The 17,154-nt window shown below is 69.5% G+C and carries 13 protein-coding genes; 12 read left to right on the top strand and 1 reads right to left on the bottom strand.

Annotated features, from left to right (window positions below; translation table 11 throughout):
* Window positions 1-90: 90 nt before the first annotated feature.
* Entirely contained in the window at window positions 91-771 is a 681-nt protein-coding gene (locus tag ACFYX0_RS05795) for an ATP-dependent Clp protease proteolytic subunit (RefSeq protein ID WP_311696969.1), read from the top strand.
* A gap of 182 nt (window positions 772-953) precedes the next feature.
* On the top strand, window positions 954-2,240 hold the full coding sequence (gene clpX, locus ACFYX0_RS05790) for an ATP-dependent Clp protease ATP-binding subunit ClpX (RefSeq protein WP_150478206.1): 1,287 nt from the start codon (window positions 954-956) through the stop codon (window positions 2,238-2,240).
* 94 nt (window positions 2,241-2,334) lie between these two features.
* Here the strand turns inward: clpX and ACFYX0_RS05785 are convergent, their stop codons facing one another.
* Window positions 2,335-3,276 carry a hypothetical protein gene (locus ACFYX0_RS05785; protein ID WP_388966737.1) on the bottom strand — a complete coding sequence of 314 codons (942 nt, stop codon included), beginning with the start codon at window positions 3,274-3,276 and terminating at the stop codon, window positions 2,335-2,337.
* 138 nt (window positions 3,277-3,414) lie between these two features.
* Between ACFYX0_RS05785 and ACFYX0_RS05780 the strand changes: the two genes are divergently transcribed.
* From ACFYX0_RS05780 to ACFYX0_RS05735, 10 genes are all read left to right on the top strand, one after another.
* Window positions 3,415-6,039, top strand: a complete 2,625-nt coding sequence (locus tag ACFYX0_RS05780; RefSeq protein WP_355912054.1) for a valine--tRNA ligase — start codon at window positions 3,415-3,417, stop codon at window positions 6,037-6,039.
* A 101-nt stretch (window positions 6,040-6,140) separates the two neighbouring features.
* Complete coding sequence (locus ACFYX0_RS05775; protein WP_388966734.1) at window positions 6,141-7,649, top strand: bifunctional folylpolyglutamate synthase/dihydrofolate synthase; 1,509 nt, start codon at window positions 6,141-6,143, stop codon at window positions 7,647-7,649.
* A 7-nt stretch (window positions 7,650-7,656) separates the two neighbouring features.
* On the top strand, window positions 7,657-8,016 hold the full coding sequence (locus ACFYX0_RS05770; protein WP_355912049.1) for a DUF4233 domain-containing protein: 360 nt from the start codon (window positions 7,657-7,659) through the stop codon (window positions 8,014-8,016).
* Between the two features lie 98 nt (window positions 8,017-8,114).
* Entirely contained in the window at window positions 8,115-8,528 is a 414-nt protein-coding gene (ndk, locus tag ACFYX0_RS05765) for a nucleoside-diphosphate kinase (RefSeq protein ID WP_311696963.1), read from the top strand.
* A 364-nt stretch (window positions 8,529-8,892) separates the two neighbouring features.
* The gene (locus ACFYX0_RS05760; RefSeq protein ID WP_234515679.1) at window positions 8,893-9,912 is read left to right on the top strand and encodes a rod shape-determining protein; all 1,020 of its coding nucleotides are present in this window, start codon (window positions 8,893-8,895) and stop codon (window positions 9,910-9,912) included.
* A gap of 133 nt (window positions 9,913-10,045) precedes the next feature.
* Window positions 10,046-11,005 (top strand): rod shape-determining protein MreC, encoded by a 960-nt coding sequence (gene mreC / locus ACFYX0_RS05755; protein WP_388966731.1) that lies wholly within the window; start codon window positions 10,046-10,048, stop codon window positions 11,003-11,005.
* A 24-nt stretch (window positions 11,006-11,029) separates the two neighbouring features.
* Window positions 11,030-11,698, top strand: a complete 669-nt coding sequence (gene mreD / locus ACFYX0_RS05750; RefSeq protein WP_355912043.1) for a rod shape-determining protein MreD — start codon at window positions 11,030-11,032, stop codon at window positions 11,696-11,698.
* 139 nt (window positions 11,699-11,837) lie between these two features.
* Window positions 11,838-14,093 (top strand): penicillin-binding protein 2, encoded by a 2,256-nt coding sequence (gene mrdA / locus ACFYX0_RS05745; protein WP_388966728.1) that lies wholly within the window; start codon window positions 11,838-11,840, stop codon window positions 14,091-14,093.
* Complete coding sequence (gene rodA / locus ACFYX0_RS05740) at window positions 14,090-15,289, top strand: rod shape-determining protein RodA (RefSeq protein WP_355912037.1); 1,200 nt, start codon at window positions 14,090-14,092, stop codon at window positions 15,287-15,289. Before mrdA ends, rodA begins: the two co-directional genes overlap by 4 nt.
* Window positions 15,290-15,507: 218 nt before the next feature.
* Window positions 15,508-17,046: a CHAD domain-containing protein gene (locus ACFYX0_RS05735; RefSeq protein ID WP_388966726.1), complete on the top strand. Its 1,539-nt coding sequence runs from the start codon at window positions 15,508-15,510 to the stop codon at window positions 17,044-17,046.
* Window positions 17,047-17,154 lie beyond the last annotated feature (108 nt).

The following is a 17,154-nucleotide window of genomic DNA, read 5'->3' as shown; positions in this document are numbered from 1 at the left end:
CGGTAGGCCCGTGACGGCCCTACCGGGCCCCGTACGGCCCCAGCGCCCCTCAGCCCCCAGCCACCGCCTCAGCCCTTCTCAGGAGACATCGTGAACGACTTCCCCGGCAGCGGCCTCTACGACCGCGTGCGCGCCGAGTACACCGCCCCCGTGGCCGAGTCCCGCTACGTCATCCCGCGCTTCGTGGAGCGCACCTCGCAGGGCATCCGCGAGTACGACCCGTACGCGAAGCTCTTCGAAGAGCGCGTGATCTTCCTGGGCGTCCAGATCGACGACGCCTCGGCCAACGACGTCATGGCCCAGCTGCTGTGCCTGGAGTCGATGGACCCCGACCGGGACATCTCGGTCTACATCAACAGCCCCGGCGGTTCCTTCACCGCGCTCACGGCCATCTACGACACGATGCAGTTCGTGAAGCCGGACATCCAGACGGTCTGCATGGGCCAGGCCGCCTCCGCCGCCGCGGTGCTGCTGGCCGCGGGCACCCCGGGCAAGCGCATGGCGCTCCCGAACGCCCGTGTGCTGATCCACCAGCCCTACAGCGAGACCGGCCGCGGCCAGGTCTCCGACCTGGAGATCGCCGCCAACGAGATCCTCCGGATGCGCTCGCAGCTGGAGGAGATGCTGGCGAAGCACTCGAACACGCCGATCGAGAAGATCCGCGAGGACATCGAGCGCGACAAGATCCTCACGGCCGAGGACGCCCTGTCGTACGGCCTGATCGACCAGATCATCTCCACCCGGAAGATGAACAACACCTCGGTCCGCTGAGGCGTATCGCCACCGGGCCCGTATCTTCTGCAGCCCCTTGGCACGGTTTGAAACGGTGCACGTCAAAGTGAACCGTGCCAAGGGGGGCCCGAACGGGGGGCCCGGCAAGGTACCGTCGGACATAAGGCAGCACCAGGAGCCGCTGGACCCAAGGCGTCTCCCAGGCGAAGGGGAAGCACACCGTGGCACGCATCGGTGACGGCGGCGATCTGCTCAAGTGCTCGTTCTGCGGCAAGAGCCAGAAGCAGGTCAAGAAGCTCATCGCAGGCCCCGGTGTGTACATCTGCGACGAGTGCATCGATCTCTGCAACGAGATCATCGAGGAAGAGCTCGCCGAGACGAGCGAGGTGCGCTGGGAGGAACTCCCCAAGCCCCGCGAGATCTACGAGTTCCTCGAGGGGTACGTGGTCGGCCAGGAGGCGGCCAAGAAGGCCCTGTCCGTCGCGGTGTACAACCACTACAAGCGGGTTCAGGCCGGTGAGAACGGCGGGGCCCAAGGCCGCGACGACGCCATCGAGTTGGCGAAGTCGAACATCCTGCTGCTGGGTCCCACGGGCTCCGGCAAGACGCTGCTCGCCCAGACCCTGGCCCGCATGCTGAACGTGCCGTTCGCCATCGCCGACGCGACGGCGCTGACGGAGGCGGGCTATGTCGGCGAGGACGTCGAGAACATCCTCCTGAAGCTCATCCAGGCCGCCGACTACGACGTCAAGAAGGCCGAGACGGGCATCATCTACATCGACGAGATCGACAAGGTGGCTCGCAAGAGTGAGAACCCCTCGATCACGCGCGACGTCTCCGGCGAGGGCGTCCAGCAGGCCCTGTTGAAGATCCTGGAGGGCACGACGGCCTCGGTGCCCCCGCAGGGCGGCCGCAAGCACCCGCACCAGGAGTTCATCCAGATCGACACGACGAACGTGCTGTTCATCGTGGGTGGCGCGTTCGCGGGCCTGGAGAAGATCATCGAGTCCCGGGCCGGCGCGAAGGGCATCGGCTTCGGTGCCACGATCCGCTCCAAGCGCGAGCTGGAGTCCAAGGACCAGTTCGAGGACGTCATGCCCGAGGACCTGGTGAAGTTCGGGATGATCCCGGAGTTCATCGGCCGTCTCCCGGTCATCACGAGCGTCCACAACCTCGACCGCAAGGCCCTCCTGCAGATCCTGGTGGAGCCGCGCAACGCCCTGGTCAAGCAGTACCAGCGGCTGTTCGAACTCGACGGTGTGGAGCTGGACTTCGAGCGGGAGGCCCTGGAGGCCATCGCGGACCAGGCCATCCTCCGCCAGACGGGCGCCCGCGGTCTGCGCGCCATCATGGAGGAGGTCCTCCAGGCGGTGATGTACGAGGTGCCGTCCCGCAAGGATGTGGCCCGCGTGGTCATCACCGCTGACGTGGTCCTGTCGAACGTGAACCCGACCCTGATCCCGCGGGACGCCCGCGGCCGGGGGCCGGGGGAGCAGAAGACGGCGTAGGCACCGTCCGGATCGCCGGACAGGGAAGGGGCCCCGGCCGATCGGCCGGGGCCCCTTCGCGTCGCGCTCGCCGCCTCGCGTCCTCGGCGACGCGTCAGGCCTTCACACGCACGTCGTCGCGGAGCTTGGCGGCGAGGCCCGCCGTCTCGTCGACGCTGCCCCCGTCGCCGGCGGCCAGGGAGGCGAAGCTGAACGCCGTGACGTCGACCACGGTGCTGTGGTCGCCCCAGATGCAGATAGGCATGGTGAAGCTCTTCGCGGTGCCGGTGCCCGACGCCCCGTCGTTCTCGAACTGGGCCACCTGGCACTTCATGACGGCGCCGGAGAACCCGGACGGGTGCACCGCCTCGGGGCTGCCGAGCAGTTTGCCCTTGCTCTTCTTGTCCTTCTGGGCCTCTGTCTTGATCTTGGTGAACATGGCGTCCACGACGGCCTCGGGGTCGTCGATGGTGCCGTAGACGCCGCCGAAGGTGAGGTTCTTGACCGAGAGGCCCGTGCCCTTCTCGTATCCGGCGCTGACGTCCTTGGGGTTCTTCACCCCCCACTTCTCGAACTCCGCGAGGTCGTTGTCGCTCATGGTGTCCGGGGCGTCGCTGCTGTCCGCCTTCTTGTACGTGCCGCCGATGACCGCCGCCGGGGCCGTCAGCTTGTGCGGGCCGTCGTCGGCCACCGCAGCGCCGCCACCGCCGCCGCTGCCGAGCACCAGAGACGCGCCCACCGCGATCGCGGCCACGACCGCCACCGCCGCGACGATCAGCACCGTCCTCTTCTTGCCCCCGCCCGGCGCCGGCGGCTGCGGTACGCCGTAGGGAGGCTGCTGGCCGTAGGGCTGGGCCGGGGGCTGGCCGTAGGGCTGGGGCGCGGGCGGCTGCTGGGCGTACGGGTTCTGCTGGGGCGGGACACCCGCCGGGGCCTGCTGGGGATAGCCGTAGCCGGGCTGGGGCGCCTGGGGCGGCTGGCCGTAGGGGCCCGGCTGACCGTACGGTCCGGGCTGCTGGGGCGGTCCGCCGTACGGGCCCGGCTGGTTGCTGCTCATCGTCTGGGTTCCCCTCCAGATGCTTATGCGTATCCGACATCCTGACGCAAGCAGAGGGGAGCCCACGGGGCTGGGGGGCTCACCGTTACCGAAGAATCGCGTTTCGGGACGGGGCCGTGACACCTCTAAACTGACCGCGTGACCGACAACGCTCAGCAGCAGCCCTCAGCGCCCGCCACCGAACTGCCGACCCAGTACGCGCCGGCCGATGTAGAGGGGCCGCTGTACGAACGCTGGGTAGAGCGCGGTTACTTCGAGGCGGACGAGAAGAGCGACAAGCCGCCGTACACCATCGTCATCCCGCCGCCGAACGTCACCGGCAGCCTGCACCTCGGGCACGCGTTCGAGCACACCCTCATCGACGCCCTCACCCGCCGCAAGCGCATGCAGGGCTACGAGACGCTGTGGCAGCCCGGCATGGACCACGCCGGGATCGCCACGCAGAACGTCGTGGAGCGGGAGCTCGGCAAGGAGGGCAAGTCGCGCGACGACCTCGGCCGCGAGGCCTTCGTCGAGCGTGTCTGGCAGTGGAAGGCCGAGTCCGGTGGGCAGATCTCCGGGCAGATGCGGCGCCTCGGCGACGGCGTCGCCTGGTCCCGTGAGCGCTTCACCATGGACGAGGGGCTCTCCCAGGCCGTCCAGACCATCTTCAAGCGGCTCTACGACGACGAGCTGATCTACCGCGCCGAGCGCATCATCAACTGGTGCCCGCGCTGTCTGACCGCGATCTCGGACATCGAGGTCGAGTACCAGGACGACGACGGCGAGCTGGTCTCCATGAAGTACGGCGAGGGGGACGACACCATCGTCGTCGCCACGACCCGTGCCGAGACCATGCTCGGAGACACCGCCGTCGCGGTCCACCCCGAGGACGAGCGCTACAAGCACCTGGTCGGCAAGCTCATCAAGCTGCCGCTGACCGACCGCTCCATCCCCGTCGTCGCGGACGAGCACGTCGACCCCGAGTTCGGCACCGGCGCGGTCAAGGTGACCCCGGCCCACGACCCGAACGACTTCGAGATCGGCCAGCGCCACGGCCTGCCCGCCGTCACCGTGATGGACGAGCACGCCGTCATCACCGTCCACGGCCCCTTCCAGGGCCTGGACCGCTTCGAGGCCCGTTCCGCCATCGTCGCCGCCCTGCGCGCCGAGGGCCGGATCGTCGCCGAGAAGCGGCCCTACGTCCACTCCGTCGGCCACTGCTCGCGCTGCAAGACCACGATCGAGCCGCGCCTGTCCATGCAGTGGTGGGTCAAGGTCGGCCCGCTCGCCAAGGCCGCCGGTGACGCGGTCCGCGAGGGCAAGGTCAAGATCCACCCCCAGGAGATGGAGAAGCGGTACTTCGACTGGGTCGACAACCTCCACGACTGGTGCATCTCGCGGCAGTTGTGGTGGGGCCACCGCATCCCCGTCTGGTACGGGCCGAACGGCGAGGTCGTCTGCGTCGGACCGAACGAGGAGCCGCCGAGCGGCGAGGGCTGGCACCAGGAGACCGACGTCCTCGACACCTGGTTCTCCTCCGGCCTGTGGCCGTTCTCCACGCTGGGCTGGCCCGAGCAGACCGAGAGCCTCGCGAAGTTCTACCCGAACTCCGTCCTGGTCACCGGCTACGACATCCTCTTCTTCTGGGTCGCCCGGATGATGATGTTCGGCCTGTACGCGATGGACGGCACCCCGCCGTTCCACACCATCGCCCTGCACGGCATGGTCCGCGACCAGTTCGGCAAGAAGATGTCGAAGTCCTTCGGCAACGCGGTCAACCCGCTGGACTGGATGGACAAGTACGGCTCCGACGCGCTGCGCTTCACGCTGGCCCGCGGCGCCAACCCGGGTGTCGACGTCCCGATCGGCGAGGACTGGGTCCAGGGCTCCCGCAACTTCGCCAACAAGATCTGGAACGCCACGCGGTTCGCCCTGATGAACGGCGCGACGGTCCAGGGCCCGCTGCCGGACGCCGCGAGCATGTCGGCCACGGACCGCTGGATCCTGTCCCGGCTGAACTCCGTGGTCGCCGAGGTCGACGCGCTCTACGACGACTTCCAGTTCGCCAAGCTGTCCGACGCCCTCTTCCACTTCGCGTGGGACGAGGTCTTCGACTGGTACGTCGAGCTGTCCAAGACGACGTTCCAGGCGGGCGGCGAGCCGGCCGAGGTCAGCAAGCGCGTCCTCGGCGAGGTCCTCGACGTCACCCTGAAGCTGCTGCACCCGGTCGTCCCGTTCGTCACCGAGACGCTGTGGACCACCCTCACCGGTGGCGAGTCGGTCGTCATCGCCGAGTGGCCCCAGGACAGCGGCTTCCGGGACGCGAACGCCGAGCGGGAGATCGAGACCCTCCAGTCGGTCATCACCGAGGTCCGCCGCTTCCGCGCCGACCAGGGCCTGCAGCCCGGCCAGCGCGTCCCGGCCCGGCTGACCCTCGACGGCACGGCGCTCGCCCCGCACGAGGCCGCCATCCGCCAGCTGCTGCGGCTGCAGCCGGAGGGCGAGGACTTCACGGCCACGGCGACCCTGCCGGTCGCGGGCGCCACGGTCGCGCTGGACCTGTCCGGCACGATCGACGTGGCGGCCGAGCGCAAGCGGCTCGCGAAGGACCTGGCCGCGGCGGAGAAGGAGCGGCAGCAGGCCGAGGCAAAGCTCGGCAACGAGGCCTTCCTCGCCAAGGCGCCGGACCAGGTGGTCGACAAGATCCGCACCCGACTCGCCAAGGCGCAGGAGGACATCACGCGGATCCAGGCCCAGCTGGACCGGCTTCCCGCGGCCTGAGCGGCCCTGACCGCCGCCCGACGATGAATCCAAGGCCTCCGGCACCTTACGGTCCGGGGGCCTTGGCCGTGTCTGTCACCAGCGCTCCGTAGACTGGCCTCGTGAGTGACCTGCCGCCGCGCGACCCCAACGAGAGCGATCCCTTCGAGGAGATCGTCGAGGCCGAGACCACCCGTGACCCCGACCTCGCGGTGATCGAGGCCGGCAGCCGCACCCTGCGCACCCAGGGCGGCCAGCCGCAGGCCGACGTGCCCGGGCGTCCGGCCGACCCCGAGGTCGACCGGGCCCTGCGCGAGGTCGAGGCCGAGCTGGCCACCCGCTGGGGCGAGACCAAGCTGGAGCCGTCCGTCAGCCGTATCGCGGCCCTGATGGACGTCCTCGGGGAGCCGCAGCGCTCGTACCCGTCGATCCACATCACGGGCACCAACGGCAAGACCTCCACCGCCCGCATGATCGAGGCCCTTCTCGGCGCCTTCGAGCTGCGCACCGGCCGGTACACCAGCCCGCACGTCCAGTCGATCACCGAACGGATCAGCCTCGACGGCGCCCCCGTCTCCGCCGAGCGGTTCATCGAGACCTACCAGGACATCAAGGCGTACCTGGAGATGGTCGACGCCTCGCAGGAGTACCGGCTGTCCTTCTTCGAGGTCCTCACCGGCATGGCCTACGCCGCGTTCGCGGACGCGCCCGTCGATGTCGCGGTCGTCGAGGTGGGCATGGGCGGCAGCTGGGACGCCACCAACGTGATCGACGGCGACGTCGCCGTCGTCACCCCCATCGACCTGGACCACACCGACCGGCTCGGCGCCACTCCCGGTGAGATCGCCGAGGAGAAGGCCGGGATCATCAAGCAGGACGCCACCGTCATCCTGGCCCAGCAGCCGGTCGACGCGGCCCAGGTGCTGCTGAAGAAGGCCGTGGAGGTCGACGCGACCGTGGCCCGCGAGGGCCTGGAGTTCGGGGTCGTCGCCCGGCAGATCGCGGTCGGCGGCCAGCTGCTCACCCTGCGCGGCCTCGGCGGCGAGTACGACAACGTCTACCTGCCGTTGCACGGCCCCTACCAGGCCCACAACGCCGCCGTGGCGCTCGCCGCCGTCGAGGCGTTCTTCGGCGTGGGCTCCCAGCGCCCCGAGCCGCTGGACATCGACACCGTCCGCAAGGCGTTCGCGGCGGTGTCCTCGCCGGGCCGCCTGGAGGTCGTACGCCGATCGCCGACCGTCGTCCTGGACGCCGCGCACAACCCGGCGGGGGCCCGCGCCACCGCCGAGGCCGTCAGCGAGGCGTTCGACTTCAGCCGGCTGATCGGGGTCGTCGGCGCGAGCGCCGACAAGAACGTTCGGGGTCTCCTGGAGGCGTTCGAGCCGGTCTTCGCCGAGGTCGTGGTCACCCAGAACTCCAGCCACCGGGCGATGGACGCCGACGAGCTGGCCGCGATCGCCGTCGAGGTATTCGGCGAGGAGCGCGTCCAGGTCGAGCCGCGGCTGCCAGACGCCCTGGAGGCCGCGATCACGCTCGCCGAGGAGGAGGGGGAGTACGCGGGCGCCGGCGTGCTCGTCACCGGCTCGGTCATCACCGTCGGCGAGGCCCGACTGCTCCTGGGGAAGGGCTGACTCTCTCGTGCGTACGCTCTGTGCTTCGACCCTGATCGGCGAGTTCTTCGTCATCGGCTTCGCGGGTCTGGTCGCCATGAAGGACCCGAACCTGTCCACGACCACGGTCTGGACCGTCAGCGGCATCGCGATGGCGCTGAGCGTCCTGCTGTGCGGCCTGATCACCCGCCCGGGCGGGGTCCAGCTCGGCTGGGCCCTGCAGATCGCGCTGATCGCCTCCGGGTTCTTCGTGCCGGCGATGTTCTTCATGGGCGCCGTCTTCGCGGCCCTGTGGTGGGCTTCGGTGCACTTCGGGAAGAAGATCGACGAGGCCAAGGCCCGTTTCGCGGCCATGCAGGACCACGAGAGCAGCCCGGCGGCCCCGTAGCGTTGCAGGGCCGGGGCCGACCTGACGCTGTGTGACGGTCACCCGAAAGCGCGCTGTACCCTCTACGCACCGCACCACCTTGATGAAGGAGCCCTCTCGTGACCTCGCGCACCCTCGTCCTCCTCAAGCCCGACGCCGTCCGTCGCGGGCTGATCGGCGAGATCATCAGCCGCATCGAGCGCAAGGCCGGCTGGACCATCAGCGCGCTGGAGATGCGCAGCCTGGACCAGGACACGCTTGAGCAGCACTACGGCGAGCACAAGGGCAAGCCCTTCTACGAGCCGCTGGTCGAGTTCATGGCCTCCGGCCCGGTCGTCGCGCTCGTCGTGGAGGGTGAGCGGGTCATCGAGGGCCTGCGCGCGCTCGCCGGGCCGACCGACCCGATCGCCGCCGCGCCCGGTTCCATCCGCGGCGACTACGGTGTGATCGTCCGCGAGAACCTGGTGCACGCCTCCGACTCGGAGGAGTCCGCCGAGCGGGAACTGAAGATCTTTTTCCCGGGCCGGTTCTGAGGAGTCCCGGACGCTTCTCCGGCGTCCGGATGATGAACTTTCGATCCCGCAATGTGAACAATTCCTGAGGGCTTTTCACGTCACTCGGACGCATGACCAAGGGCGGCCGCGGAAGCCGGTCGAACAAACCCGGTCTCTCCCTGGCATATGCGTGCCGTTCGGGGGAACGGCTACCCCCGAACGCCCGTCTCCAGAAGCGAGGCGACGCGTCATCTGCTGACAATGGCGAAGACCCTCGCGCAGTGTTTCGTGCGGGCGAGACTACGATGTAAGCCTTCACGTCACAGCACCCACTTCGCCGCCCCAACAAAAGCCGTCACACGCTCAACTTGGGAAGGCCACACGAATCCTGATGGGGAACTCAATGTCGTTCATCGGCCGTGACATGGCTGTGGACCTCGGGACCGCCAACACGCTGGTGTACGTCAGGGGTCGCGGGATCGTGCTCAACGAGCCGTCGGTCGTCGCGATCAACACCAACACCGGAGGCATCCTCGCCGTCGGTGCGGAAGCCAAGAAGATGATCGGCCGGACCCCGGGCAACATCGTCGCCGTGCGTCCGCTGAAGGACGGCGTCATCGCCGACTTCGAGATCACCGAGCGGATGCTCCGCTACTTCATCCTGAAGATCCACAAGCGGCGCTACCTGGCGCGCCCGCGGGTCGTGGTCTGTGTGCCCTCCGGTATCACGGGCGTTGAGCGCCGCGCGGTCATCGAGGCGTCCTCCCAGGCCGGCGCGCGCCAGGTGCACATCATCGAGGAGCCCATGGCGGCCGCCATCGGTTCGGGCCTGCCGGTCCACGAGGCCACGGGCAACATGGTGGTGGACATCGGCGGCGGCACCACGGAGGTCGCGGTCATCTCACTCGGCGGCATCGTCACCGCCCAGTCCATCCGCGTCGCGGGCGACGAACTGGACAACGCGATCATCCAGTACGTCAAGAAGGAGTACTCCCTCCTTCTCGGCGAGCGGACGGCCGAGCAGATCAAGATCACGATCGGTTCCGCGTACGACCTCGACGCCGACGAGCACACCGAGATCCGCGGCCGGGACCTGGTCTCCGGACTGCCCAAGACCGTGGTCATCTCCGCGGCCGAGGTCCGCAAGGCCATCGAGGAACCGGTCAACGCCATCGTGGACGCGGTCAAGACGACCCTCGACAAGTGCCCGCCGGAGCTGTCCGGTGACGTCATGGACCGCGGCATCGTCCTCACCGGCGGCGGAGCCCTGCTGCGCGGCCTCGACGAGCGGCTGCGCCGGGAGACCGGTATGCCCATCCACATCGCCGAGGACCCGCTCGACAGCGTGGCGCTCGGTTCGGGCAAGTGTGTCGAGGAGTTCGAGGCGCTCCAGCAGGTGCTGGACGCCCAGCCCCGCAGATGAGGCGACGCGCCGACTCCGCCGTACGAGACGATCGCTTCTCGTGCGGCGGATCGTTGATATAGAGGCATAAGCTCCCCCATACATCCCCGGGTTCCCCTACACATTCCGACAGAGGAAGGCACGGCCGCCGCACGTGAGGGACACACGAGAGAGCCGGCTGCTCCTGGTGCTGCTGATCGCCATCGCGTTCGCGTTGATCACGGTGGACATCCGCGGCGGCCAGGACTCACCGGTCGAAGGTGCCCGCCAGGCCGCCGCCACGGCGTTCGGCCCGATCGAGAACGGGGTGGCGTCCGCCGTCGATCCCGTCGGCAACGCGGTAGCGGCCGTGCGCGACTCCGCCAGGCGGCACGACCGCATCGCGCAACTCGAGCGTTCCAACGCCGCGTTGAAGGCGAAGCTCGGCAGCGACGACCGCAACCGCAGCCGCCTCAACCAGCTCGACAAGATGATCCGGGTGGCGGGCGAGGGACAGTACGGGATCAAGGGCGCCGAGGTCATCGCCATAGGAGCGGCCCAGGGCTTCTCCTGGACGGTCACCATCGACGTGGGCGCCAAGGACGGCATCAAGCGCGACATGACCGTCCTGAACGGCGACGGACTGGTCGGCCGCGTCACCACCGTCGGCCCCGACACCTCCACCGTGCTGCTGGCCAACGACCCCGACTTCACCGTGGGCACCCGTATGGAAGGCAGCGACGAACTCGGGTTCGCCGCCGGGCAGGGCGACCGCCCGCTGCGCGTCCAGCTCCTCAACGGCAAGGCCGACGTGAAGAAGGGCGACCGCCTCGTCACCTTCGGCTCCGAGGCCGACAAGCCGTTCGTGCCCGGTGTCCCGGTCGGCGTGGTCTCCCGGATCGACCCCTCCGGGGGCGGTCTGACCCGCACGATCTATGTGAAGCCGTTCGTGTCCTTCAGCAGCCTCGATGTCGTCGGCGTCGTCGTCCAGGCACCGAAGAAGGACCCTCGCGACACCGTGCTGCCCCCGAAGCCCCAGCCGACACCCATCCCGACCGTGACCGTCACCGTCACGCCCTCGGCGTCCGCCGACAACCAGGCGTCCGGCGACGATCAGTCGTCCGACGTCGAGTAGCGGACGCCCAAGGAGCCGAACCAGATGCGCCTCAACCGGATGCTGCTCTCCACCGCCCTGGTGATCGTCGCCCTGGTGATCCAGGTGAGCGTCCTCGCTCGCCTGCATCTGCCCGGCGCCGTTCCGGACCTGGTGCTCCTGACGGTCGTCGCCCTCGCCCTGGTCTACGGCCACGTCGGCGGGTGCCTCATCGGCTTCGGCGCCGGCCTGCTCTCCGACCTGGCCCCGCCCGCAGACCACGCCGCCGGCCGCTACGCCCTCGTGCTGTGCGTCATCGGCTACCTCGCCGGACTCGCCCGGCCCGAGAACGGCCGGCTGAAGTCCGCCAGCGGCCCGATGTTCGTGGTGGTCGCCGCCGCGATCGGTTCCACCCTGCTGTACGCGGGTGTGGGCGCCCTCGTCGGCGACACCGCCGCCCGCCATGTCGGCCTGACCAGCCTGCTGGCCACGGCCGCCGTGTACGACCTGTTGCTCGCGCCCTTCGTGGTCCCGGGGATCATGGCGCTGGCCCGCCGGATCGACAACGACCCGCTCGCCGAGACCGGCTCCGCCAAGGCCGCAGACGTCTCCTCCGGCTGGCTCTCCTCGGGCACCGGGCTGCGCATCGGCAGCCAGCGCGGGGTCCTGCGGGTCAAGGCCGCCAAGGCCCGGGTGGCCCGGGCCGGACGCATCAAGGGGGTCAAACGGCTGTGACCCCGCCGGAGCCGGCCGCCTGGTCACACAGGTCCACCGTGTACACCTATGACGCGTACGTGCACGGAGCGGGTGCGTAGGCAGTGACCGTCACCCGCCCGTCCTCCGCAACCACCCTCGACCTCAGTGGGCTTCGCCGATGACTAACATCCCCGAGACCGGACGGACGCCCCGCGTCCAGATCCGGCTGGTCGTCATCCAGATCCTCGTCCTCTCTCTCCTCGGCACCCTCGGCGGCCGCCTCTGGTACCTCCAGATCCGCAACGGCGCCGAGTACGCCAAGGAGGCCTCCGGCAACCATGTCCAGCAGGTCGTCCAGCCCGCCGTACGCGGCGACATCCTGGACGCGCGGGGCGTGCCCATCGCCGACAACGAGACCCGGCTGGTGGTCTCCGCCTCCCGCACCGACCTGCTGAAGATGAAGGACGACGGCAAGGCGGTCCTCACCAAGCTGGCCGGCATCCTCGGGATGAAGCCGCAGGACGTCGAGGGCAAGGTCCGCCTGTGCGACGCGAAGACGCCGCAGCCCTGCTGGAACGGCTCCCCGTACCAGCCGATCCCCATCACCGACAAGGCCACACCCCGTCAGGCCCTGCAGATCCGCGAGCGCTCCGAGGACTTCCCCGGCATCACCGCCGAACCCGAGGCCGTGCGCCGCTACCCGGGCCCCGGTGACTCCAACACCTCCCAGGTCCTCGGCTACCTCTCGCCCGTCACCGACGACGAGATCCAGCAGGCCAAGGACACCGACTCGCCCTATCTGCGCTCCGACATGGTCGGCCGCTCCGGCCTGGAGCGCCAGTACGACAAGGTGCTGCGCGGCAAGGCAGGCGTCACCCGCTACGAGGTCGACAACCTCGGCCGCGTCATCGGCAAGGCGAAGAGCGACGCCGCCGAGCCCGGCTCGAACCTGGTCACCAGCATCGACGCCCGGGTCCAGCGGGTCGCCGAGTACGAGCTGGACAACGCGATGAAGATCGCCCGTACCCAGTTCGACAAGATCACCGGCGAGAACTACAAGGCCGACTCCGGTGCCGTCGTCGTGATGGAGGCCAAGACCGGCCGGATCGTCGCCATGGCGTCCGCCCCGACCTACGACCCGAACGTCTGGGTCGGCGGCATCTCCGCCAAGGACTACCAGCAGCTCACCGGCAAGGACTCCGACTACCCGCTGCTCAACCGGGCCATCCAGGGGCAGTCGGCACCCGGCTCCACCTTCAAGGTGGTCTCCACCGCCGCCGCGATCCAGGCCGGCTACCCCTTCGACGGCAACTACCCCTGCACCAGCTCGTACTCCGTCGGTGGCCAGGTCTTCAAGAACTTCGAGGGGGAGAACTTCGGCCCGATCTCGCTCGGCCGCGCCCTGGAGGTCTCCTGCGACACCGTCTTCTACGGCCTCGGGGACAACGAGTGGAAGAAGGACGGCGGCATCAACCCCAAGAAGGGGCAGCCCAAGGACTGGTTCTTCAAGACCGCTCACCAGTTCGGCCTCGGTAAGCCCACCGGCATCGACCTGCCCAACGAGGTCTCCGGCCGCGTCCCCGACCGCCAGTGGAAGCAGAAGTACTGGGAGGCCAACAAGGACGTCTGGTGCAAGACCGGCAAGAAGGACGGCGACTACGTCGAGAAGATCGCGTACGAGAACTGCCTCGAGGGCAACAAGATGCGCGAGGGTGACGAGATCAACTACTCCATCGGCCAGGGCGACACGCTCCTGACACCGATTCAGGAGGCCGACATCTACTCGGCGATCTCCAACGGCGGCACCTTGTGGAACCCGACCATCGGCAAGGCGATCGTCAGCCCCGACGGCAAGCACGTCACCGAGATCAAGCCCAAGTCGCACGGCAAGCTGCCGATCAGCCAGGAGACGCGGGATGTCATGGAGGAGGCCCTCGCGGGCGTCGTCACCCGCGGTACCGCCGCCTGGAAGTTCGGCGGCTGGCCGCAGGACAAGATCCCGCTGCACGCCAAGACCGGTACCGCCGAGGTCTACGGCAAGCAGACGACGTCGTGGCTGGCCACGTTCTCCAACGACTACGCGGTCGTCATGACCATCGCCCAGGCCGGTACGGGTTCGGGCGCCTCCGGTGAGGCCGTGCACAACATCTACAACGCCCTGTACGGCGTCCAGAAGGACGGCTCGATCGACAAGAGCAAGGCGCTGCTGCCCACCCCGCAGCAGGGCCTGCCCAAGATCAACCCCGACGGCTCGATCGAGGCCCAGAAGGTCCAGAAGTACGACCCGAGCGCCGACCAGGCGAGCGAGCAGGACCAGCAGGGGAACACCGACACCGGCAGCCCGGCGGCCACCGTGCCCTCACCCACCGCGAGCAACCGCCGCACCGCCCGGCGCTCGGCCCGCCCGAAGAAGAGGCGGAGGATCCTCGCATGACCGGAGCGAACAACTTCTCCGTCTCCGGGTACGGCCCCGACCGGGCGAGCTGGACCCGGATCTTCGCCCGCGACGGACTGGCCCGCCGGCTCGACTGGCCGATACTGCTGTCGGCCACGGCCCTGTCTTTGATCGGCGCCGCCCTCGTCTACTCGGCGACCCGCAACCGCACCGAGATCAACCAGGGCGACCCGTACTACTTCCTGATCCGGCATCTGATGAACATGGGCATCGGATTCGCCCTGATGATCGGCACGATCTGGCTCGGCCACCGCACCCTGCGCACGGCCGTGCCGATCCTGTACGGGTTCTCGATCCTGCTGATCCTGCTGGTGCTCACCCCGCTCGGTGCCACCATCAACGGCAACCGCAACTGGATCGTCTTCGGCGGCGGCTTCTCCCTGCAGCCCTCCGAGTTCGTGAAGATCACGATCATCCTGGGCATGGCCATGCTGCTCTCGGCCCGGGTCGACGCGGGCGACAAGCCCCACCCCGACCACCGGACCGTGGCGCAGGCCCTGGGCCTGGCCGCCGTCCCGATGATGATCGTCATGCTGATGCCCGACCTCGGCTCGACGATGGTCATGGCCGTCACCGTGCTGGGCGTGCTGCTCGCCTCCGGCGCCTCCAACCGCTGGGTCTTCGGCCTGCTCGGCGCGGGCACCCTGGGCGCGGTCGCCGTATGGCAGCTACACATCCTGGACGAGTACCAGATCAACCGCTTCGCCGCGTTCGCCAACCCCAGCCTCGACCCGGCGGGCGTCGGCTACAACACCAACCAGGCGCGCATCGCGATCGGTTCCGGCGGACTCACGGGCGCGGGCCTCTTCCACGGCTCGCAGACCACCGGCCAGTTCGTGCCCGAGCAGCAGACCGACTTCGTCTTCACGGTCGCGGGGGAGGAACTGGGCTTCGTCGGCGCGGGTCTGATCATCGTGCTGCTCGGGGTCGTCCTGTGGCGGGCCTGCCGGATCGCCCGGGAGACGACCGAGCTCTACGGCACGATCGTCGCCGCCGGCATCATCGCCTGGTTCATCTTCCAGGCCTTCGAGAACATCGGCATGACCCTCGGCATCATGCCGGTCGCGGGCCTGCCCCTGCCGTTCGTGTCGTACGGCGGCTCCTCGATGTTCGCCGTCTGGATAGCGGTGGGGCTGTTGCAGTCGATCCGGGTGCAACGGCCGATGTCGGCGTGAGCTGGGTGGGCGGCCGGGGCGGTCGTGCCGGTCGCGTCGGCCGTGATGGCGTAGGGGAGGACCGCCCCTCGTAGGAGGCATGTGGGGCGGGCCGGGCGGCCGCCCGGCCGCCCGGCCGCCCGGCCGGACCGCGTGCCGTCGTCCGGCCGGAGGGACGCGTTCCGGACGAACACCGATGAACCCTGCCCTCTCGGCCCGATTGCCACTAGATTCGGTCCATGGCGGACACGAAACGCGAAATCGAGCGCAAGTACGAGGCCGCGGTCGGGGACGACCTGCCCGACCTGACCGTCGTCGGCGGCGTCTCGGCCGTCGTCGACCAGGGCATCGCCGAACTCGACGCCACCTATTACGACACGGCCGACGCCAGGCTGGCCGGCGCCTCCCTCACCCTGCGTCGCCGCACCGGCGGCGACGACGCCGGCTGGCACCTCAAACTGCCGGTCGCCGAGGGCGTACGCGACGAGGTGCGCGCCCCGCTCTCCGACACCGTCCCCCCGCACCTCCACGACCTCGTCCGCTCCCGTGTCCGGGACGCCGAACTCGTCCCCGTGGTCCGGCTGCGCTCCTCACGCGACATCCGCCACCTCGTCGACGCCGACGGCACCCTGCTCGCCGAGGTCTGCCTAGACCGGGTGCACGCCGAGCGGCTCAGCGGCGGCACCGGCACCGCCGACTGGACCGAGATCGAGGTGGAGCTCGCGGACGACGGCGACCCCGCCTTCCTCGACAAGGTCGACAAGAAGCTCCGCAAGGCGGGCGTGAACCGCTCCGCCGCCGCCTCCAAGCTGGCGAGGGCGCTGGAGGAGACCGTCGGCCGCCCCGCCCCCGCCGAGACCGGCGAGCGGCAGCCGCCCCCCGCCCCGGCCCGTACGCCGCAGCCCCCCGTCACCGCGGGCGACCACGTCCTCGCCTACGTCCGCGCCCAGCGCGACGCCGTCGTCGGACTCGACCCCGCGGTGCGCCGGGACGTCTTCGACTCGGTGCACTCCATGCGCGTCGCCACCCGGCGGCTGCGCAGCACGTTCCGCTCGTTCGGCAAGATCCTGGACCGCGGGGTCACCGACCCGATCGCCGACGAGCTGAAGTGGCTGGCCGGCGAGCTGGGCCTCGACCGCGACCTGGAGGTCCTCACCGAGCATCTGACGACCGCCGTGTCCGAACTGCCCTCGGCCCTGGTCTCCGGCCCCGTCCGAAACCGCCTGCGCTCCTGGTCCGAGGCCCGGCGCGGCGGCTCCCGGCGCCGGCTGATCGACGTCCTGGACGGCGAGCGCTATCTGGACCTGCTGAACACGCTCGACGCCCTGATCGCCGACCCGCCCCTGCTGAAGGCAGCCGCCAAGGCCCCGGAGAAGGCGCTCGCCAAGGCCGTGCGCAAGGACTTCCGCAAGGTCGCCGGCCTGGTCGGCGAGGCCCTCGACCTGCCCCCGGGCCACGACCGGGACGTCGCGGTGCACGAGGCGCGCAAGAAGACCAAGCGCACCCGGTACGCGGCCGAGGCCGCCGCGCCCGCGCTGGGCAAGCCCGCCGAGACCCTGGTGAAGTCGATGAAGTCGCTCCAGACCCTGCTGGGCGACCACCAGGACAGCGTGATGGTCCGCGACGCCCTGCTGGACCTGTCGGCCCAGGCGAACGCGACGATGGAGAGCACCTTCACATACGGCGTCCTGTACGGGCGGGAGGAGCAGCGGGCGGCGGCCACGGAGGCGGCCCTCCCCGAGACATGGCGGAAGGTCCGTGCCGCGATGGACGTCTGAGCCGCTGGGGCTGGCTGTCGGACCGGTCTCCGGGTCGCCCGGCCGGCCGACCGTCCGGGGAGGAGCCCCGAGCGCGTTAGGCTTGATGGTCACTCCCATCAGTTCCCT

This window comes from Streptomyces sp. NPDC002573 (assembly GCF_042889625.1).
GTDB lineage: Bacteria > Actinomycetota > Actinomycetes > Streptomycetales > Streptomycetaceae > Streptomyces > Streptomyces gibsoniae.
Note: the sequence above shows the minus strand (reverse complement) of the source record. Positions and strands in the feature narration are given on the sequence as shown.

Coding starts and splice junctions, on each gene's coding strand:
- rodA (WP_355912037.1), top strand. CDS start 14,090: ATGACCGGAGCGAACAACTTCTCCGTCTCCGGGTACGGCCCCGACCGG.
- ACFYX0_RS05735 (WP_388966726.1), top strand. CDS start 15,508: ATGGCGGACACGAAACGCGAAATCGAGCGCAAGTACGAGGCCGCGGTC.
- mreD (WP_355912043.1), top strand. CDS start 11,030: ATGCGCCTCAACCGGATGCTGCTCTCCACCGCCCTGGTGATCGTCGCC.
- mrdA (WP_388966728.1), top strand. CDS start 11,838: ATGACTAACATCCCCGAGACCGGACGGACGCCCCGCGTCCAGATCCGG.
- ACFYX0_RS05785 (WP_388966737.1), bottom strand. CDS start 3,276: ATGAGCAGCAACCAGCCGGGCCCGTACGGCGGACCGCCCCAGCAGCCC.
- ACFYX0_RS05760 (WP_234515679.1), top strand. CDS start 8,893: ATGTCGTTCATCGGCCGTGACATGGCTGTGGACCTCGGGACCGCCAAC.